Genomic DNA, 17,954 nt, shown 5'->3' with positions numbered 1-17,954 from the left:
CATGCAGTGGATTCTGATGGGTTCCTCCCAGGGTGGCTATGACCACCACTGGATCACCCGCTTCGTCCCGGCCGCGCGGCACCGCTTCTTCGACCTGCACGCGCCCTACGACCACGACCGCTCGCGCAAGGCGTCTTCCGCCGGGCAGTGGCTGGACTATTTCCGCCATGCCTTCCGCGGCCTCCGCGCGGCGCGGCTGTCGGGCGATCCGCAGGTCGGCGCGCTGACCGTCTTCCCGCAGCTGGCGACGGCGACCGGGCTGCTGAAGCGGCTGCTGGGGATGCGGCGCCTGCCGGTGCTGGCCTGGAGCTTCAACATGGGCCAGGACCATGGCGGGCTGAAGATGCGGCTGGCCCGCCTCGGCCTGCAGGCGGTCGACTGCATCGTGGTGCATTCGCGCCAGGAGATCGCGACCTATGCGAAGAGCTTCGGCCTGCCCGAGGACCGCTTCACCTTCGTCCCCTTCAGCGTCAATGTCCTGCATCCGACGGTCGAGGAGGACGCCGAAAAACCCTTCCTGCTGGCGATGGGTAGCGCCAACCGCGACTATGCCAGCCTGTTCGAGGCGGTGCGCGGGCTCGACATTCCGCTGCTGGTGGTGGCCGGCGCCCATGCTGTCGAGGGGCTCGACCTTCCGTCCAATGTGGAAGTGCGCGCCGGGCTGACCCTGGAAGAATGCCATGTGCTGGCGCAGCGGGCGCGGCTGAGCCTGGTGCCGGTGGCCAATGTCTGGTCGGCCTCCGGCCAGGTCACCTTCATCGAGGCGATGATGTTCGCCCGCCCCGTCATCACTACCCGCTCGATCGGCTCGGCCGACTACGTCGTCGATGGCGAGAACGGCGTGCTGGTGCCGCCCGCCGACCCCGCCGCCCTGCGCGCCGCCATTCTTGCCCTGTGGGATGATGCGGAGACACGAACCCGCCTCGGCGCCAACGCCCGGCAATACGCGCTGGACCACCTGACGCATGAGGCGGCGGCGGCGACCATGGCGCAGCTCTGCGACCGGCTGCAGTCGAAGCTCGGGGCCTGAGGCATGGCCGGCCTCCGCGCGCGCCTCGCGCCGCTCCTCGCCATGCTGCCGGAGAAGGCGCTGGCCTTCGACATCGGCATCCTGTTCAGCGGCTTCGGCCTGCAGCTGCTGACCCAGATCGGCTGGCTGATCCTGGCGCTGCGCTTCCTCGGCCCTGACGGCTACGGGCTCTTCGCCAGCCTGACCGCGGTGACGGTGTCGGTGGCGGCCTTCGTCGGGCTGGGGGCCGATCAGCTGCTGATCCGTGGCGTCGCCGCCGAGCGCGATGCCCTGCCGCGCTGGCTCGGCTTCAGCCTGCTGCTGATCCTGCTGACCGGCCTGCCGCTGCTGCTGCTGCTGGAAGCCGCGCTGCCCTTCCTCGAGATCGGCCGCATCGGTTTTCTCCCCCTCGTCGCCGTGCTGGTCGCCGACCTGCTGCTGGGCCGCGTCGCCACCCTCTGCGCCGCCGTCTATGTCGCCACCGGCCAGGCGGCGCGGCAGTCCAGCATGACGGTGATGACCGGCTCGGCGCGGCTGCTGGCCATCGCCATCGCCGGGCTGCTGCCGGGCACGCTGTCGATGGCGGCCTGGACCGCCTGGTATGCCGGCGCCTCGCTGGCCGGCGCCATCGCCTGCCTCGGCCTGGTGATCCGCGACCATGGCTGGCCACGCTTCGTCTGGATCCCGGGCCAGCTGAAGGACGGCGCCGCCTTCGGGGCGGAGGCCGCGCTGCAGGCCTCGGTCGGCGACCTCGACAAGCCGATCGTCCTCGAATTCGCCGGCGCCACCCAGGCCGGGCTCTATGCCGCGGCCTTCCGCATCATCGGCATCTCCTACCTGCCGATCCGCGCGCTGGGCTATGCCCTCTACGGCCGGCTGTTCCGCCTGGCCGCCGAGGACCGCCGCGCCGCCATCGCCTATGGCGTGAAGCTGCTGCCGGTCGGTGCCGGCATCGGCTTCGTCGCGGCGCTGGGCGTGCTGGTCGGCTCTGGCCTGCTGCCCTTCATCTTCGGCGGCGCCTACGAGGAACTGCCGGCGCTGCTGCGGCTGATCTGCCTGCTGCCGGCGGCCTTCGCCATCTACATCGTCGGCGCCGACGTGCTCAGCGCCATTGGCCGCCAGACCGAGCGGCTGGCCATGGTCGGCGTCTCGCTGGCCGCCACCTTCGGCCTGGTCTGGCTGGCCCTGCCGATCGCCGGCATCGAGGGCGCCGCCATCGCCCGCCTGCTGGTCACCATCGCCACCGCGGCCCTGGTCTGGGCGCTGGTCCTGCGCCGCCGCTGAGGATTTTTTCCAGTTATGAGCACCGAAGCCGACCTGCCGCCGCTCTACACCACCCCGGCCTTCCGCAGCGGGCCGGCACCGCGCCTCTCCATCCTGGTGCCGACCTATGACCGCGACATCCGGCCTCTGGCGACCGAGCTGCTGGACGACATGGCGGCGCTGCCCGACCCCGCCGCGGTCGAGCTGCTGGTGCTGATCGACGGCAATCCGAATCTGACCGGCCAGGAAGCCGTGCTGAACCTGGCGACCGCGCGCGACCTGGCCGCGGGCCTGGCGCCCAGCCCGCGCAATCTCGGCCGGGCCGAGGCGCGCAACACCCTGGCCCGCCTTGCCCGCGGCGAGGTGGTGCTGTTCCTCGATGCCGACGGGCTGCCCGACGCCCCCGGCTTCGTCGCCCGCGCGCTGGCGGCGGCGGCCGACCCGCAGGCGGTGGTCTGCGGCGGCCGCACCGGGCAGCGCCTGGACCCGCCGCCCCGCGATTCCCTGCTGTTCCACACCCACAGCCAGAAGCGGGAATGGATTCCGGCCGCCGAGCGGAACAGGGACCCGGAAGGCAATTTCCTCTCGGCCAATTTCCAGGTCGGCCGGGAATTGTTCCTCGCCACCCCCTTCGACGAGAGCTTCCGCGGCTGGGGCTGGGAAGACACCGAATGGGCGCTGCGCATCGGCCGGGTGGCGCCGATGCGTCATATCGACAACAGCGTCACCCACATGGAGTACCACAGCGATGCCGGCTGGCTCGGCCGGCTGGACCGCTCGGTGGAGAACTACCGCCGCCTCTACCGGCTGCACCCCGAGGCGGTGCGGCGCCACCGCATCTTCCCGCTGATCAAGGCGCTGGCGCCCGTCTCCGGCTGGGCCCTGCCGAAATGGCTGCTGCTGAAGCTGGCGCTCTGGACCGCCCTGCCGCCCGCGCTCCGGCTGCAGCTGGCCAAGCTGCGGCAGGCGCTGACCTACGGCACCATCCTGAAGGGCTGACAATTCCCGCCCCAAAAAAACACTGGAGGCTCACGCATCCGCGAGCCTCCTTCACCAGCTGTTAGCGAATTTGGGTCCAAAACGCCTTCATCACGAAGCCGTGATCCTTGGAGGGATCAAGGCGAACCGAAAAGGCGAGATCCATGTCCAAGCAGACCCTGAAGTCGATCCTGGCCTGGCTGACCCAGAGCTACCGCCCCGAGAAGCGCTACATGCGCGGCACCCGCTGACCCTCGATTGCCTCGGGCCTCGCCGCCGCTGACAATGCCCCCCGGCAACGGGGACAGACATGCTGCAGGTGGCGGGATTGCAGGCCGGATACGGCCAGAGCCAGGTGCTTTTCGACGTCGCGCTGTCCTTGCGCGAAGGTGAGGTGGCCACCCTGCTCGGCCGCAACGGCATGGGCAAGACCACCACGGTGAAGGCCATCATGGGCCTGACGCCGCCCGATGCCGGCGACCTGTCCTTCCGCGGCCAGCCGATCGCCGGCCTGCCGCCCGAGGCCATCGCCCGCCGCGGGATCGGCCTGGTGCCTGAGGGCCGCCAGGTGTTTCCGACGCTCTCCGTGCGGGAGAACCTCGTCGCCACCGCCGCCAACCGCAGCGGGCTGGACCGGCCCTGGACGCTGGAAAAAATCTACGCGCTGTTCCCGCGGCTGAAGGAGCGCGCCGCGCAATCCGCCCGCACCCTCTCGGGCGGCGAGCAGCAGATGCTGGCCATCGGCCGCGCCCTGATGACCAACCCGCATCTGCTGATCCTGGACGAGGCGACCGAGGGGCTGGCCCCGGTCATCCGCGCCGAGATCTGGGCGACGCTCGCCATGCTGAAGCGGCAGGGCCAGTCGATCCTGGTGATCGACAAGAACCTGGCCGCGCTCGGGCGCCTGGCCGACCGCCACCACGTGCTGCAAAAGGGCCGCACCGTCTGGACCGGCACCGGCGCGGAGCTGGCGCGCCATGCCGGGCATGTCCGCGGGCTGATCGGCCTCTAGAGCGGTTTCCGTTCGCCAGGGCTCGCGTCAACCACTCTAGCTTTTGTTTTTGCGAGCATCTTCACCCGATCTGGTGCTTCGACCAGATCGGGATCTGCTCTCGCAACGCCAGGCTGTCCCGGCCGTTCTGCTTCCGGGACAAGAAAGCCATGGACGCACGGATCAGGGCGAGGGCGGTCGAGGCGCTGGCGGTGCTGCCGCACCGGGCAGGCCTGGCCTATGGCCCGGGCCCGGCGCAGCGGCTGACCTTCCTGCCACCGGCCAGCCCCGCCGCCGATGGCGCGCCGCTGCTGCTGGCGGTGCCCGGCGATGCCTGGGGCTGGCTGCGCGCCGAGGACTTCGCCTGCCTCGCCCCCTATCTCACCGCCCGCGGTTTTGCGCTGGCCGCGCTGCAGCACCGGCCGGCGGGCGGCAGCGGGCTCGGCCATGCGCTGCATGATGCGCGGCTGGGCCTGGCCTGGCTGCACGGCCAGGCGGCCAGCCTGGGCGGCGATCCCTCCCGCCTCTTCGTGCTCGGCGCCGGGCGGGGCGGGCTGATCGCCGCGCTGCTGGCCGCCGGCGGCTGGCCCGCCGCCTTCGGCCTGCCGCCCGCGCCGCTGGCCGGCGCCGTGCTGCTGGCCGCCGAGCTGGCGCCGCAGGGCCTGCCGCCGCAGCCATCGCCGCTGCAGCTGCCACCGCCGCCGGCCTCGCTGCGGCTGCTGGTGGTCAGTTCCGAAGCCTGCGACGCGGCGCATCGCCGGCAGATGCACGATTATGCCGCGCGTGCCGCGCTGGCCGGCTGCGCCCTGACCACGCTGGCGCCGCCGCCGGGCAGCGACCCGGTGCGGCTGCTGCTGGAGCTCGGCGCGCCGACGCCGCTCTCGGCGGCGCTGCTGACGATGGCCGGCCTCAGCCCAGGGTGACGCGGGTCTCCGCCTCGCCGCTCTCCACCGTCAGCCCCAGCGCGCCGAGGCTGGCCACCGCCGCCTCCGGCGCGGCCCAGTTGGCGATCAGCACGGCGCCTTCCAGCGCCAGCATCGGCTTGGTGGTCGGCGGCAGCGCCTTGGCGCCGAGGGCCAAGTCGAGCAGCGCCAGGTCGACCTCCGGCCGCGGCGGGGTGATGACGGTGGTCGAGCGCACCTCCAGCGGCAGCAGCTTGCCCACCGCCTGGGCGAGGACCGGCCGCACCGCCTCGACGAATTTTCCTGAATCCACCGGGTTCCGGTCCTGCGGCCGGCCCAGGCGGAAATAGGCGCGCAGCAGCAGCTCCATGTCGCGGGCGCCGGTGCTGGCGCGCTGCAGCCGGATCGTCGCCTTGTCGCCTTCCGGCATGGCCGACAGCACCGAATCCAGATTGGCGTGCAGCACCATGAACAGGTTGTTCAGCGCGTGCTGCATCGGGCGGGCCAGCCCGGCCATGCGGTCTCCGGCCGGGGGGGCAGGGGCGGGGGCAGGCGCGTCGGTCATGGGCGGATTTCCTCCAGGATGTCGTGGAACAGCCGCGCCGGCAGGGTGCCGCCGCTCACATTCTCCATCGGGCTGCCATCGTCATTGCCCAGCCAGATGCCGATCACCAGGGGCTCGGCCAGGCCGATGAACCAGGCGTCGCGGGAATCCTGCGTCGTGCCGGTCTTGCCGGCGACGCTGCGCCCGGGCACCGCCGCCGCGCGCCCGGTGCCGCCGCGTACCACCGCGGCCAGCATGCGGCGCATGGCGGACGCCGCCTCGGGGGCGATGACGCGCTGCGGCGCGGTGCGCGGCGCCGCCAGCAGCCGCTCGGCCGATTCGGCCCGCGCCACGCCATAGGGGGTGACGCGGAAGCCGCCATTGCCGAAGGCGGCATAGGCGGCGGTCATGTCGATCAGCGTCACCTCCGCCGTGCCCAGCGCCAGCGAGGCATTGTCGGCGAAGCGCCCCTGCACGCCCAGGCGCTGTGCGACGGCGGCCGCCGCCTTGGCGCCGCCCGCGCGCTGCAGCAGCCGGACGGCGGCGGTGTTGACGCTCTGGGCGAGGGCCGTCTCCAGCGTGATCTCGCCGCGCGAGGCCCAGTGGCCATTGCCCGGCGACCAGCGCCCGAGCGTCAGCGGCGCGTCGGAGACGGTGTCGTCCGGCGTCATGCCGCGCTCGAGCGCGGCCAGATAGACGAAGGGCTTGAAGGCCGAACCCGGCTGCCGCCGCGCCGTGGTTGCCCGGTTGAACGGGCTGGCACGGTAGGCGCGGCCGCCGACCATGGCGCGCACCGCGCCATCCGCCGCGTCCATCACCACCACGGCGCCCTGGCCGACATGGGCGCCGGGGCCGGCACCGGCCAGCAGCGCCTCCATCCGCGCCTCGACCGCCGCCTGCAGCTTCAGGTCCAGCGTGGTGCGCAGCCGCAGGTCGCCGCTGCCCGGATAGGCCTCGGCCAGGTCGTCCTGCGCCCAGTCGGCGAACCAGCCGGCATCGCCGCTGGGGCGGCGCGGCAGGGTCATGCGCTCGGCCTCGGCGGTGGCGCGGGCCTCGGTGATCAGCCCGGCATCGGCCATGGCGGCCAGCACATCGGCGCCGCGATGGATGGCGGCGTCCGGGGCGACGCGCGGGTTGTAGCGCGACGGCGCCTTGGGCAGGCCGGCCAGGATCGCCGCCTGCCACAGCGTCACCCGCGCCGCGGGCACCCCGAAATACAGCCGCGCCGCCGCATCCACGCCATAGGCCCCGCCGCCGAGATAGACCCGGTTCAGATAGATCTCGAGCAGTTGGTCCTTGGTGAAGCGCTGCTCCAGCCAGAGCGCCAGCAGCGCCTCCTGCACCTTGCGGCGCAGGTTCCGCTCCGGCGTCAGGAACAGATTCTTGGCCAATTGCTGGGTGAGTGTCGAGCCGCCCTGGACCACCCGTCCGGCGCGGTAGTTCGCGACGGCCGCGCGGGCCAGGCCGATGAGGTCGATGCCGAAATGGCTGCGGAAGCGGCGGTCCTCGACGGCCAGCAGGGCGCCGGGCAGATAGGCCGGCAGCTCGGTCAGCCGCACCGCCTCGCCATAGAGGTCGCCCGAGGTCGCCAGCAGCCGCCCGTCGCTGGCCTCCAGCGTCACCGAAGGCCGCCGCGTCGTCGCCAGCGCCGCCTCGGGCCGCGGCAGGTCCCAGGTGAAGAAGATCAGCGCGGCGCCGAGCGCCAGCCCGCCCCAGATCGCCAGCAGCAGTGTGGTGCGCAGCAGCCAGCCCAGCAGGCTGCGCCGGCGGCGCGGCGAAGCCGTGGGGGCAGGGGCGGCCGGCAGCGGCGCCGCCAGCGCGGGGCCCCTGGCGCCGCGCGCGGAAGAGCGAGCCATGTCAGCGCTATAGCACTTTCCGCGCCGGGCAGTGTGATGGACGGAGTCGGCCGTTTGCGGTCATCTTGCAGGGCGCGAAAGACCGGACCGTGATGCGAAAACCGCCGAGAACGAGTTTCTTCCTGATGCTGGCCGGGCTGCTCTGGATGACGGATCCGGCGGCGGCCCAGCCGCGACCGGACAGCGAGGCCTGCCTCGGCCAGTGCGGCGCCTCGATGTCGCGCCGGGCGGACAACCCGCAGAGCGTGCAATCCTGCCTGATCCGCTGCCAGGCGCTGGAAGGGCGGCTGCCCACGCCGCCGGTCGTCCAGGCCCCGGCCGCGCCGCTGCCACCGCCGGCGCCGGTCGCGCCCGCCGCGCCTCCCCTCCCGCCGGGCACCCTGCCGCCGCCCTCCGGCCCGGGCCGCGCCACGCCGCCCGTGGGGGCCCCGGGGGTGCCATCGGGGCCGCAGCCCGGAGCGGCCGCGCCGGCGGCCCCCGACCCCGCGCCGCAGCGGCCGCCCGCCCCTCCGCCGCCGGTCCCCGGCCCGCGCGCCGAGGCCGCGCCGCCGCCCGAGGCGCCAGCGGCGGCGCCCGGCCCGGCCGCGGCGGCAGGCGGTTTCGCCGGCACCGGCGCCATCTATGTCGCGGTGCCGCCCTCGCCGCGCTACGGGATGGTGCTGGGACAGGACGACCGGATGCAGGCGCATCGCCGCGCCGAGAATGCCTGCAAGGGGCCGGAGGGCGTCCCCTGCCGCCTGGCCATGGAGTTCCGCGAGCGCTGCGGCGCCGTCGCCCAGGGCGTCATCAGCCGCGGCATGGTGATGACCGACGACCCCACCACCTACCAGGTGCTGCTGGCGACGCCGGGCAGCGGGCCGAACCGGCTGGAGGCCGAGCATGACGCGCTGGGCGATTGCCGGCAGCGGCATCGCGGCGCCACCTGCCGCATCGTCGCCAGCGACTGCGCCGGCTGAGGCCGGTGGCGCGGCCATGAAAAAGGCCCGGGAGGCATCGCCTTCCGGGCCTGTTGCAGCGCCTGCGCGGCGGCTCAGGAAGCGACGGAAATGTCCGGCGCGTCCTCGGCCTTCATGCCGACGATGTGATAGCCGCAATCGACATGGTGCACCTCGCCGGTGACGCCGGCGCCCAGGTCAGAGAGCAGGTAGAGCCCGGCGCCACCGACATCGTCGATGGTGACGTTGCGCTTCAGCGGCGCGTTGTACTGGTTCCACTTCAGGATGTAGCGGAAGTCGCCGATGCCGCTGGCCGCCAGCGTCTTGATCGGCCCGGCGCTGATCGCGTTGACCCGCACGCCCTGGCCGCCGACATCGACCGCCATGTAGCGGACCGAGGCCTCCAGCGCCGCCTTGGCCACGCCCATCACGTTATAATGCGGCGTGACACGTTCGGCGCCGAGATAGGACAGCGTCAGCAGCGAGCCGCCCTCCGGCATCAGCGCCGCCGCCCGGCGCGACACCGAGACGAAGGAGAAGCAGGAGATGTCGAGCGCCTGCAGGAAGGCGTCGCGCGGCGTGTCCATGTAGCGGCCGCGCAGAAACTGCTTGTCGGCGAAGCCGATGGCATGCACCAGGAAGTCGATCCTGCCCCAGCGCTTCTCCAGCTCGGCAAAGACGGCGTCGATGCTGGCCTCGTCGGTCACGTCGCAGGGCAGCAGGATCTCGGCGCCGATGCTCTCGACCAGCGGCCGCACCCGCTTCTCCAGCGCCTCGCCCTGGTAGGTGAAGGCGATCTCGGCCCCCTGGGCGGCGATGGCGCGGGCAATGCCCCAGGCGATCGACCGGTCATTCGCCACGCCCATGATCAGGCCGCGCTTGCCGGCCATCAGCGTGCCGGTGGGGGGAGACGCTTGAGGGGCAACAGCTTCCATGGGCAGGCGCGACCGTTTCGTATGTGACTGGTGACAAGATGTCAGGCAAGGCGAAGCCAGGGGAACAGGGTTTTCCCCTGTTGCAAGGGTAGGGTCCTGGTGGCACACCCCCGACGCCTGGGCAAGGGGGAGCCGCATGACCGCGCCGATCGCCGCCACCGAACCATATGCTCTGTTCCGCGCCTGGATGGCCGAGGCCGAGGCCAGCGAGGCCAACGACCCCAATGCCATGAGCCTGGCGAGCTGCACGCCCGACGGCGTCCCCTCCGTCCGCATCGTGCTGCTGAAGGGCCTCGACGAGCGCGGCTTCGTGTTCTTCACCAACAAGCAGAGCCGCAAGGGCGGCGAGCTGCTGGCCAATCCGCGCGCTGCCCTGGCCTTCCACTGGAAGACGCGGCGCCGCCAGGTGCGGGTCGAGGGCGCCATCGAGGAAGTCAGCGAGGCGGAATCCGACGCCTACTACGCGACCCGCCCGCGGCTGTCGCGGCTGGGCGCCTGGGCCTCGCAGCAGTCGCGCCCGCTCTCCGGCCGGGCCGAGCTGGAAGGGGCGCTCGCCGCCGCCGAGGCGCGCTTCCCGGATGCCGAGATCCCGCGCCCGCCGCATTGGGGCGGCTTCCGCCTGCTGCCGCGGCGCCTCGAGTTCTGGCAGGACATGCCCTTCCGCCTGCATGACCGCCGGGTCTTCGAGGCGGCGGGCGACGGCTGGCGGATCGAGACGCTCTACCCGTGAGCATCCCGGCGGAGCAGGCCGACGCCGCGGCGCTGCTCCGCCGCCTCACCGGGGGCGAGGCCCCGGTCGAGACGCATATCTCCGCCCTCTTCCTCGGTCCCGACCGGGTGCTGAAGCTGAAGAAGGCGGTCGATCTCGGCTTCCTCGACTTCACCAGCCTCGCGGCCCGGGCGCGCTTCATCCAGAGAGAGATGGCGCTGAATGCGCCGCATGCCCCGGGCCTCTACCGGGCGGTGCAGCCGCTGACCCGCGGCCCGGACGGCGCGCTGCGCCTGGGCGGCGAGGGGCCGGCGGTCGAATGGGCGCTGGAGATGGCCCGCGTCCCCGCCGGCGACTTCCTGGACGCCGTCGCCCGGCGCGGCGCGCTGGACGCGGCGCTGCAGGACGCGCTGGGCGATGCCGTCGCCGCGCTGCATGACAAGCTGCCGCCGGTCGAAGGCTGGGACGCCCCCGCCGCCCTGGCCCGCGTCATCGCCGGCAACCGCGCCGCTGGCCTGGCCGCGGGCCTGCCCGGGCCGCGCATCATCGCCTGGGCCGAGGCCGCCACCGCCGCGCTGGCCCGGCTGTCGCCCTGGCTGGCCCGGCGGGGGACCGAGGGCAGGATCCGCCGCTGCCATGGCGACCTGCATCTCGGCAACCTGCTGCTCTGGCAGGGCCGGCCGGTGCCCTTCGACGCGCTGGAATTCGACGAGGCGCTGGCCACCATCGACACCGGCTACGACCTGGCCTTCCTGCTGGCCGATCTGGACCGCCAGGTCGGGCGGGCCGCCGCCAACCGGGTGCTGAACCGCTATGTCGGGCGCAGCGGCGATGCGGCGCTGGTCGCCGGCCTGCCGCTCTGGCTGTCGCTGCGCGCGCTGATCCGCGCCCATTGCCTGGCGCGGACCGGCGAGGACGGCCTGCCCTGCCTCGCCCAGGCCGAGGCGGCGCTGCGGCCGGTGCCGCCGCGCCTGCTGGCGGTGGGCGGCCTGCCCGGCAGCGGCAAGAGCTTCTGGAGCCGCCGCTGGGCGCCGGCGATCGGCGCCGCGCCCGGCGCGCTGATCCTGCGCAGCGACGAGATCCGCAAGCGCCGCCACGGCCTGGCCCCCGAGCAGCGGCTGCCGCCCGAGGCCTATGCCCCCGCCGTCAGCGCGGCGGTGCACGACGAGCTGTTCGAGGCCACCCGCGCGGCGCTGGCCGCCGGCCACAGCGTCATCGCCGACGCCGCCTTCCTGGACCCGGCGATGCGCCAGGGCCTCGAGCAGCTCGGCCGCGCGGCCGGCATCCCGCTGCAGGGCCTGTGGCTGGAGGCGCCGCTCGCGGTGCTGCGCTCGCGCGTGGCCGCGCGGCGCGGCGACGCCTCCGATGCCGGGCTCGCCGTCCTCGAGGCGGCGGCGGCCCGCGATCCGGGCCCGATCGCCTGGCAGCGCCTCGACACCGCCGGGCCGATGCCAACATCGATTTAACGAGGTTCGGGGCGCGCTTTGTCTTACGCTGGACCTTGCCCTGGCGTGAACGCATAAGCCGGCGGGAATGAAACCCGGCGGCCCGGCCCGTTCCTTTCTGTCCGCTGGTGACGACATCTAGAATCCTGCACCAGATGATAGAAAAGATCGGCGCCTGGCCGGAATAGATTTCCCGGGGCCGGCCCTGTCGTCCTGCGGGCAGGCCCCTTGCGGCCTGCCGTTATTGCAATGATGCTGCGCCATCTGCGGTTCCCGGCTCCGCGCCGGTAAGGATAAGGAGACCGACCATGGCCTATCGCCGGCTGCTGCTGCCGCTGACCGGAACCGCCGCGGGCGAGGCGGCGCTGAACACCGCGCTGATGGTGGCGCGGACCTGGAACGCCCATGTCCATTGCCTGCATGTCCGGGTCGATGCGCGCGACGTGGCGCCGCTGGCCGGCGAGGGCCTCTCCGGCGCCATGATCGAGGAGATGATGGCCGCCACCGAGCGCGAGAGCGGCGAGCGCGCCGGCCGCGTCCGGGCGCTGTTCGAGAAGTTCGTGCAGGGTCGCGACGTCACCATCGCGCTCTCCGCCGAAAGCGCGCTGAAGACCGAGGGGCCGACGCTCTCCTTCGAATCCATCGCCGGGCGCGAGGAGGATGTGGTCGCCCAGCAGTCGCGGCTCTACGACATGGCGGTGGTGCCGCATCCGGAAGCCGATGAGGACGTCTCCTCCTCCGACGCGCTGCACGCCGTGCTGTTCGATTCCGGCCGTCCGGTGCTGATCGCGCCGCGCCAGTCGCCGGCGACCATCGGCACCCGCGTCTGCTGCGCCTGGAACGGCACCGCCGAGAGCGCCGCCGCGGTCGCCGCCGCGCTGCCCTGGCTGCACCATGCCGAGGCGGTGCGCATCCTCTATAGCGACGACTACCAGCGCCGCGGCCCGGCGGCGGAAGGCCTGCAGGCTTATCTGCGCTGGCACGAGGTGCAGGCCGAGGCGGTGCCGTTCAAGCCGCAGACCCGCGAGGTCGGCGCCGGACTGCTGGGTGCCGTGCGCGACTTCAATGCCGACCTGCTCTGCATGGGCGCCTACAGCCATTCCCGCCTGCGCCAGCTGATCCTGGGCGGGGTGACCCGGCACGTGCTGGAGAACGCGGATATCCCGGTGCTGATGTGCCGGTGAGCATCGTCTGACGAGAAGACAGGGACAGGCCAGGGGAAGGAATTCCCCTGGACCCCTTCTTCTTCTTGCGGTGACTGCCGTGTCCACCGGGAGACGGGATGTGAAACGGCCATGGCGCAGCGCGACCTTTGAGGTCGCGCTGTTTCTTCAGGGCGTTCTGCCACGGAAGGAAAAATCTGGGGGAATTGCTTCCCCCAGCCTGCTGTTCCGTCGCGACGCCGGGTCCTAGGCGGCCGTGGTGTCGATCCAGCCGATATGGCCGTCGGCGCGGCGATAGACGACGTTCAGCGCCCCGCTGCTCTGGTTGCGGAACATCATCACCGGCTCCTGCCCCAGATCGAGTCGCATCACCGCTTCGCTGACGCTCAGGCGGGTGATCTGGGTCGGGGATTCGGCGATGATGGCGCCGTGGTCGGTCTGGATGCTCTGCGCATGGCCATTGGCCGGCGGCGCCGCTTCGGGCGCGCCACGATCCTCCCCGGGTTCTTCCAGCAGGGCGGCGGCATCGACGGCTTCGTCCGGCTCGTCGGGCAGCGGCGCCAGGACGACCTGGCGGGCGGTCTCGGCCGAGGGCGGCAGCCGCTCATCGGCCAGGTTGCGGGAATGCTCGTTCATCCGGCGGCGGTAGCGGCGCAGCCGCTTGGCGATATGCGAGGCGGCCTCGTCGAAGGCGCGGTGCGCATCGGGCCCCTCGCCCTCGCCGCGCAGGCTGAGGCCGCGCCCGGCATGGATATCGATCGCACAGGCGAAGAAGGCGCGGTTCTTGGAGAAGGTGACAGACGCTTCCAGGGCGTGGTCGAAATACTTCTTGGTCACCGTCTTCAGACCCTCGGCCACATGGACCTTCAGGGCTTCGCCGGTCTCGACCTGTTTCCCTGCGACAACGATGTGCATGGCGGGGTAACCCCTCCTTCTTGTGTGGGGGAGGGGCCGTCCCGGGGACGGCGAAGCGGCGGGTCACGCCCGCTTCGGGTCGGGCCGGGGCGGCCGTCTCCCGTTGGGACTAGGCCCTGATCAGCGCCGGTGCAGCGCTGATCAGGGTCTAGTCATCGGCACGTCGCGCGTCTCACGTCCCTTGATCTCCTCTGCGGACGAACACGCACTAGGCGGGAACGGCCTTCTCCCGCTTGCGTTGCACGGAAGATGGGATGCGCAACGCCTCGCGGTATTTGGCCACTGTCCGCCGGGCGATGTCCACTCCTTCCCGACGCAAAGCTGCGACAATGGCGTCATCGCTCAGGATGTCCGCCGCCGTCTCCGCCGACACCATGCTGCGGATGCGGTGGCGGATGGCTTCCGCGCTGAAGGTCTCGCCGCCGGTGGTGCCGCCGATCGCCGTGGTGAAGAAGTATTTCAGCTCGAACAGCCCGCGCGGCGTCGCGATGTACTTGTTGGCGGTGACCCGGCTGACGGTGGATTCGTGCATCTCCACCGCCTCCGCCACGTCGCGCAGGATCAGCGGCCGCAGATGCGCAACACCATGCCGGAAGAAGCCGTCCTGGCGGCGGACGATCTCGGCGGCGACCTTCAGGATGGTGCTGGCGCGCTGCTCCAGGCTTTTCACCAGCCAGTTGGCCGCCTGGAACTTCTCCGACAGGAAGGCCTTCTCCTCGCGCGTCGCGCTGACCTGGGCGCGGGCGTGGAAGCCGCGGTTGACCAGGACGCGCGGCAGGGTGTCGGGGTTCAGCTCCAGGATCCAGTCGCCCGCCTCGCCGCCCGCCCCGGGGGCGCGCCGCATCAGCACGTCGGGCAGCAGAGCGGGGGCGGGGGCGGCGTCGTAATCGGCGCCGGGCTTGGGGTCGAGCCGCTTCAGCTCGGCCACCATCTCGGCCAGGTCCTCGGCATCGACGCCGCAGACCCGCAGCAGGCCGCGCATGTCGCGCCGCGCCAGCAGCTCCAGATTGTCGAGCAGCGCCTGCATCGCCGGGTCCAGCCGGTTGCGCTCGGCCAGCTGCACGGCCAGGCATTCGGCGAGCGAGCGGCAGAACAGCCCGACCGGCTCGAAGCGCTGCAGCCGGGCACGGATCGCGGCGATGCGCGCCACCTCGCAGCCCAGCGCCTGGGCGATGGCGGCATCCTCGGCGGCCAGCCGGCCGGAGGGGTCGAGGAGGGCGATCAGCTGCGCCGCGATCAGCCGGTCGCCGGGATCGGCGAAGCTCAGCCGGACCTGCTCGGCCAGCTCCTCGCGCAGGCTGCGCGGGCCGGCGATCGCCAGATCCTCGATGCCGCGCTCATCGGCCTCGAAATCCAGCCGGCCGCCGCGGCCGCCGGCCTCGCCCAGGGCAGGGCCGTCGCTGTCATAGACATTCGACCAGTCGCGGATGTCGAGCGGCGCCTCCGCCTCGGCCGGCAGGGTGGTCGAGGCGGTGCTCTCGAAGCTGTCGGCCGGCGCCACGAGGGCGGCCTGCGGCTCCGCGCGCTCGGGCGGCAGCTCGGGGCGCTCGTCGCGCTCCAGCAGCGGGTTGCGCTCCAGCTCCTCCTCGACGAAGGCGCTGACCTCGAGATTCGAGGACTGCAGCAGCTTGATCGCCTGCCGCAGCTGCGGCGTCATCACCAGCGACTGGCTGTGGCGCAGATCCAGGCGGGGACCGAGGGCCATGCGCGCTCAGCCTGCCTGACGGAACACCGAAAGGGCCGGCCGGGCGTGCATGCTAGAGGCTGAACCGCTCGCCCAGATAGACGCGGCGGACGCCCTCATGCGCGACGATGTCCTGCGGGGTGCCTTCCATCAGCACCTGGCCGTCATGCAGGATATAGGCGCGGTCGATGATCTCCAGCGTCTCGCGGACGTTGTGGTCGGTGATCAGCACGCCGATGCCGCGATTCTTCAGGTGCTTGACCAGGTCGCGGATCTCGCCGACCGCGATCGGGTCGATGCCGGCCAGCGGCTCGTCCAGCAGCACATAGGCCGGGTGGGTGGCCAGCGCGCGGGCGATCTCGCAGCGGCGGCGCTCGCCGCCCGACAGCGCCAGGGAGGGCGAGCGGCGCAGATGCGTCAGGCCGAACTCGGCCAGCAGCGAATCCAGCATCTGCTCGCGCCGGGCGCGCACCGGCTCGACCACCTCCAGCGCCGCGCGGATATTGTCCTCGAGGCTGAGGCCGCGGAAGATCGAGGCCTCCTGCGGCAGGTAGCCGAGCCCCATGCGGGCGCGGCGGTACATCGGCAGGGTGGTGACGTCGTGCCCGTCCATGAAGACCTGGCCCTGGTCGGGGCGGACCAGGCCGGTGATCATGTAGAAGGTGGTGGTCTTGCCGGCGCCGTTCGGCCCGAGCAGCCCGACCGCCTCGCCGCGCTTGACGCTGAGCGAGACGTTGCGGACCACCGGACGCTTCTTGTAGCGCTTGCCCAGGCCGGTCGCGACCAGCCCGCCCTCGCCGGGGATGACCTTCAGAGGGGTGCTCACCGGGGCCGCGCTCCGCCTTGATTCTGCTGCTGCTGGTTGGGCTGCGCTTGCGGCTGCCCCTGGGACTGCCCCTGGGGCTGCAGCGCCTGCTGGCCCTGCTGCGGGATGATCAGGCCCTGGACGCGCTGGCCCGGGGTGGAGACCAGCCGCGCCACGCCGCTGCGCATGTTGACGATGGCTTCCTGGCCGTTCAGCTGGTTGTCGCCGCGGGTGATGCGGACGCCGCCCAGCAGGCGGGACATGCCGGTGGTCTCGGAATAGACGCCACGGTCGCCGCGCACCACCTCGCCGGTGGTGCGGATCTCGACATTGCCGAAGGCCTCGACGCGGTCGAGCTGGCTGCCCTGGCCCGGCGTCGCCGGCTGGCCGGTGACCGGGTTGCGGGCCGGCTGGGCGGCAGGACCCGGCGCGGGCGCGGGGCTGGCGCCGGCGGCGCCCTGATCGCGGAAATAGCCGACCAGCGTGTCGGCGGCGATGCGGCGCTGGTCGGCGGTCACCACCACGGCGGCGCCGCGCGCCACGGCCATGCGCTTGCCCGGCCAGTATTCCATGCTGTCGCGCGAGGTCAGCACGTTCTGCGGCGTGGTCAGCTTCAGCGCCCGGCCGGTCAGCACCATCACCGCCTGGTCCATGTCATAGACGGCGCGGTCGCCCTCGGCATGGTCGGTGGCGCTGTCGATGCGGACATTGCCTTCCGCCTCCAGCCGCCAGATCTCGCCGCCGGACATCGGCGTGTCGCCCTGGCTGCCATTGGCGGAGGCGGCCGGCGCGCCGGCGCGCGGGCGGTAGCGGGCGATCAGCCGGTCGGCGGTCAGCGTCACGCCGCCACGCACCGCGCGGGCGCTGCCGCGGGCGATCACCACCTGCTCCTGCTGGCGCCATTCGATGCCGTCGCTGGCGGTGACCTCGACCGGGCCGCCCTGGGTCAGGTCGAGCTGCTGCGCCCGCGCCGCCTGCGGCGCGACGGCCAGCGCCGCCAGCAGCGCGACGGCGGGCAGGCCACCCTGTCTGCCCCAACGGAAAAAGGTCATCGGCCGCCCTCCAGCACTGCCTTGGCATGGCCGGTGAAGACCACCACCTGGCCGCGGTTCTCCAGCCGGAAGCCCTCGCTGACCAGGGTGCCGAAGGGGCCCTGGGCGGCGACCGGGCGGTCGCCGGTGGCGCCGCCGGCGGCGATGTCGATCTCGGCCGCCGCGGTCTTCAGCGTGCTGCCGTCATCGTGCCAGAGCGTCACCTCGCCCTGCAGCGACAGGTGGTTGCCCTCGCGGCTGTACTGGCCCGTCCGGGCCTCCAGCAGCACCCAGGTGCCGTTGTTCATGATCATGTCGGCACGCGGCCGCTCGAGCTCGATCGGCGCCGCCTGGTCCTGCTGCAGGGCGGTGGCGGCGGTGACGTTGTAGGGGCGGTCCTGCTCGTCGATGCCCTGGTAGCGTGGCGCGGCCAGGCGCAGCGCCTCGGCGCTGGTCTGCGCCACCCGGCGGAAGGCCAGCCGCCCGCGATCCTCGGCGCGGTCGAATTCCGGCCAGAGGGCGATGGCGGCCAGCACGGCGAGCGCGCCCACCGGCAGCAGCCACTTGGCCAGGCCGACGGTGAAGCGGTAGCGCGCCATCGACCCGGCATCCATCGCCAGCCGCGCCCGGGAGGGCAGCAGCTGCCGGCCCTTGCCGGCGGCGCGCTCGGCGCGGGGCGCGGCGGCGCGGCCGCGCGGGGGAGAGGACGGGGTCATGCGGGGGCTTTGCTGGCCTGCTGTGCCGAAAGGATCCGGGTGACAAGTCGGGGTCCGCTGTTCCCTGCCGCCC

Annotated in this window: 17 protein-coding genes; 9 read left to right on the top strand and 8 right to left on the bottom strand. The window is 72.6% G+C overall.

The features are described from left to right. The first annotated feature begins 1 nt into the window (after nucleotide 1). The 5 genes from WFI16_RS22560 to WFI16_RS22540 all read left to right on the top strand — a co-directional run bounded on the left by WFI16_RS22560 (nucleotide 2) and on the right by WFI16_RS22540 (nucleotide 5,164). Complete coding sequence (locus WFI16_RS22560; protein ID WP_419900105.1) at nucleotides 2-1,030, top strand: glycosyltransferase; 1,029 nt, start codon at nucleotides 2-4, stop codon at nucleotides 1,028-1,030. Nucleotides 1,031-1,033: 3 nt separating this feature from the next. Further along, a complete protein-coding gene (locus tag WFI16_RS22555) occupies nucleotides 1,034-2,293 on the top strand; it encodes an oligosaccharide flippase family protein (protein WP_419900104.1) in 1,260 nt (419 codons plus the stop codon). A 15-nt stretch (nucleotides 2,294-2,308) separates the two neighbouring features. Continuing rightward, the gene (locus WFI16_RS22550) at nucleotides 2,309-3,271 is read left to right on the top strand and encodes a glycosyltransferase family 2 protein (RefSeq protein ID WP_419900103.1); all 963 of its coding nucleotides are present in this window, start codon (nucleotides 2,309-2,311) and stop codon (nucleotides 3,269-3,271) included. Between the two features lie 289 nt (nucleotides 3,272-3,560). Next, nucleotides 3,561-4,262: an ABC transporter ATP-binding protein gene (locus tag WFI16_RS22545; protein WP_419900102.1), complete on the top strand. Its 702-nt coding sequence runs from the start codon at nucleotides 3,561-3,563 to the stop codon at nucleotides 4,260-4,262. Between the two features lie 149 nt (nucleotides 4,263-4,411). Next, a complete protein-coding gene (locus WFI16_RS22540) occupies nucleotides 4,412-5,164 on the top strand; it encodes an alpha/beta hydrolase (RefSeq protein ID WP_419900101.1) in 753 nt (250 codons plus the stop codon). Here WFI16_RS22540 and WFI16_RS22535 read toward each other — a convergent pair. Then, nucleotides 5,151-5,708: a hypothetical protein gene (locus WFI16_RS22535; RefSeq protein ID WP_419900100.1), complete on the bottom strand. Its 558-nt coding sequence runs from the start codon at nucleotides 5,706-5,708 to the stop codon at nucleotides 5,151-5,153. The genes WFI16_RS22540 and WFI16_RS22535 overlap by 14 nt on opposite strands. Next, entirely contained in the window at nucleotides 5,705-7,543 is a 1,839-nt protein-coding gene (locus tag WFI16_RS22530) for a transglycosylase domain-containing protein (RefSeq protein ID WP_419900099.1), read from the bottom strand. The genes WFI16_RS22535 and WFI16_RS22530 overlap by 4 nt, the downstream gene beginning before the upstream one ends. Nucleotides 7,544-7,635: 92 nt before the next feature. Between WFI16_RS22530 and WFI16_RS22525 the strand changes: the two genes are divergently transcribed. Then, nucleotides 7,636-8,499 (top strand): DUF4189 domain-containing protein, encoded by an 864-nt coding sequence (locus tag WFI16_RS22525; protein WP_419900098.1) that lies wholly within the window; start codon nucleotides 7,636-7,638, stop codon nucleotides 8,497-8,499. Between the two features lie 74 nt (nucleotides 8,500-8,573). On the opposite strand, the gene fabI is transcribed toward WFI16_RS22525, so the two are convergent. Next, nucleotides 8,574-9,413: an enoyl-ACP reductase FabI gene (fabI, locus tag WFI16_RS22520; RefSeq protein WP_419900097.1), complete on the bottom strand. Its 840-nt coding sequence runs from the start codon at nucleotides 9,411-9,413 to the stop codon at nucleotides 8,574-8,576. 136 nt (nucleotides 9,414-9,549) lie between these two features. On the opposite strand from fabI, the gene pdxH reads away from it, so the two are divergent. The 3 genes from pdxH (at nucleotide 9,550) to WFI16_RS22505 (ending at nucleotide 12,751) form a co-directional block, all read left to right on the top strand. Next, the gene (pdxH, locus tag WFI16_RS22515) at nucleotides 9,550-10,143 is read left to right on the top strand and encodes a pyridoxamine 5'-phosphate oxidase (protein ID WP_419900096.1); all 594 of its coding nucleotides are present in this window, start codon (nucleotides 9,550-9,552) and stop codon (nucleotides 10,141-10,143) included. Continuing rightward, nucleotides 10,140-11,588, top strand: a complete 1,449-nt coding sequence (locus tag WFI16_RS22510) for a bifunctional aminoglycoside phosphotransferase/ATP-binding protein (RefSeq protein WP_419900095.1) — start codon at nucleotides 10,140-10,142, stop codon at nucleotides 11,586-11,588. The genes pdxH and WFI16_RS22510 overlap by 4 nt, the downstream gene beginning before the upstream one ends. Before the next feature lie 287 nt (nucleotides 11,589-11,875). Then, entirely contained in the window at nucleotides 11,876-12,751 is an 876-nt protein-coding gene (locus WFI16_RS22505) for a universal stress protein (protein WP_419900094.1), read from the top strand. A gap of 225 nt (nucleotides 12,752-12,976) precedes the next feature. Here the strand turns inward: WFI16_RS22505 and hpf are convergent, their stop codons facing one another. The 5 genes from hpf to lptC form a co-directional block, all read right to left on the bottom strand. Then, the gene (gene hpf / locus WFI16_RS22500) at nucleotides 12,977-13,645 is read right to left on the bottom strand and encodes a ribosome hibernation-promoting factor, HPF/YfiA family (protein ID WP_419900093.1); all 669 of its coding nucleotides are present in this window, start codon (nucleotides 13,643-13,645) and stop codon (nucleotides 12,977-12,979) included. Nucleotides 13,646-13,853: 208 nt separating this feature from the next. Beyond that, complete coding sequence (gene rpoN, locus WFI16_RS22495; RefSeq protein WP_419900092.1) at nucleotides 13,854-15,350, bottom strand: RNA polymerase factor sigma-54; 1,497 nt, start codon at nucleotides 15,348-15,350, stop codon at nucleotides 13,854-13,856. 52 nt (nucleotides 15,351-15,402) lie between these two features. Continuing rightward, complete coding sequence (gene lptB, locus WFI16_RS22490) at nucleotides 15,403-16,155, bottom strand: LPS export ABC transporter ATP-binding protein (RefSeq protein ID WP_160000191.1); 753 nt, start codon at nucleotides 16,153-16,155, stop codon at nucleotides 15,403-15,405. Continuing rightward, nucleotides 16,152-17,186 (bottom strand): LptA/OstA family protein, encoded by a 1,035-nt coding sequence (locus WFI16_RS22485; RefSeq protein WP_419900091.1) that lies wholly within the window; start codon nucleotides 17,184-17,186, stop codon nucleotides 16,152-16,154. Before WFI16_RS22485 ends, lptB begins: the two co-directional genes overlap by 4 nt. Next, nucleotides 17,183-17,881, bottom strand: a complete 699-nt coding sequence (gene lptC, locus WFI16_RS22480; protein WP_419900090.1) for an LPS export ABC transporter periplasmic protein LptC — start codon at nucleotides 17,879-17,881, stop codon at nucleotides 17,183-17,185. Before lptC ends, WFI16_RS22485 begins: the two co-directional genes overlap by 4 nt. Nucleotides 17,882-17,954: the final 73 nt, after the last annotated feature.

The sequence above is a fragment of the Roseomonas sp. USHLN139 genome, assembly GCF_037145735.1.
Taxonomy (GTDB): domain Bacteria; phylum Pseudomonadota; class Alphaproteobacteria; order Acetobacterales; family Acetobacteraceae; genus Pseudoroseomonas.
The sequence above is the reverse complement of the archived record's forward strand: the minus strand, read 5'-3'. Positions and strand labels throughout refer to the sequence as shown.

Excerpts from the sequence above, each read along its gene's own strand:
- WFI16_RS22555 (WP_419900104.1), top strand. The coding sequence starts at position 1,034 with ATGGCCGGCCTCCGCGCGCGCCTCGCGCCGCTCCTCGCCATGCTGCCG.
- pdxH (WP_419900096.1), top strand. The coding sequence starts at position 9,550 with ATGACCGCGCCGATCGCCGCCACCGAACCATATGCTCTGTTCCGCGCC.
- hpf (WP_419900093.1), bottom strand. The coding sequence starts at position 13,645 with ATGCACATCGTTGTCGCAGGGAAACAGGTCGAGACCGGCGAAGCCCTG.
- fabI (WP_419900097.1), bottom strand. The coding sequence starts at position 9,413 with ATGGAAGCTGTTGCCCCTCAAGCGTCTCCCCCCACCGGCACGCTGATG.
- WFI16_RS22540 (WP_419900101.1), top strand. The coding sequence starts at position 4,412 with ATGGACGCACGGATCAGGGCGAGGGCGGTCGAGGCGCTGGCGGTGCTG.
- WFI16_RS22530 (WP_419900099.1), bottom strand. The coding sequence starts at position 7,543 with ATGGCTCGCTCTTCCGCGCGCGGCGCCAGGGGCCCCGCGCTGGCGGCG.
- lptC (WP_419900090.1), bottom strand. The coding sequence starts at position 17,881 with ATGACCCCGTCCTCTCCCCCGCGCGGCCGCGCCGCCGCGCCCCGCGCC.
- WFI16_RS22550 (WP_419900103.1), top strand. The coding sequence starts at position 2,309 with ATGAGCACCGAAGCCGACCTGCCGCCGCTCTACACCACCCCGGCCTTC.
- rpoN (WP_419900092.1), bottom strand. The coding sequence starts at position 15,350 with ATGGCCCTCGGTCCCCGCCTGGATCTGCGCCACAGCCAGTCGCTGGTG.
- WFI16_RS22535 (WP_419900100.1), bottom strand. The coding sequence starts at position 5,708 with ATGACCGACGCGCCTGCCCCCGCCCCTGCCCCCCCGGCCGGAGACCGC.
- WFI16_RS22545 (WP_419900102.1), top strand. The coding sequence starts at position 3,561 with ATGCTGCAGGTGGCGGGATTGCAGGCCGGATACGGCCAGAGCCAGGTG.
- WFI16_RS22560 (WP_419900105.1), top strand. The coding sequence starts at position 2 with ATGCAGTGGATTCTGATGGGTTCCTCCCAGGGTGGCTATGACCACCAC.
- WFI16_RS22505 (WP_419900094.1), top strand. The coding sequence starts at position 11,876 with ATGGCCTATCGCCGGCTGCTGCTGCCGCTGACCGGAACCGCCGCGGGC.
- WFI16_RS22485 (WP_419900091.1), bottom strand. The coding sequence starts at position 17,186 with ATGACCTTTTTCCGTTGGGGCAGACAGGGTGGCCTGCCCGCCGTCGCG.
- WFI16_RS22525 (WP_419900098.1), top strand. The coding sequence starts at position 7,636 with ATGCGAAAACCGCCGAGAACGAGTTTCTTCCTGATGCTGGCCGGGCTG.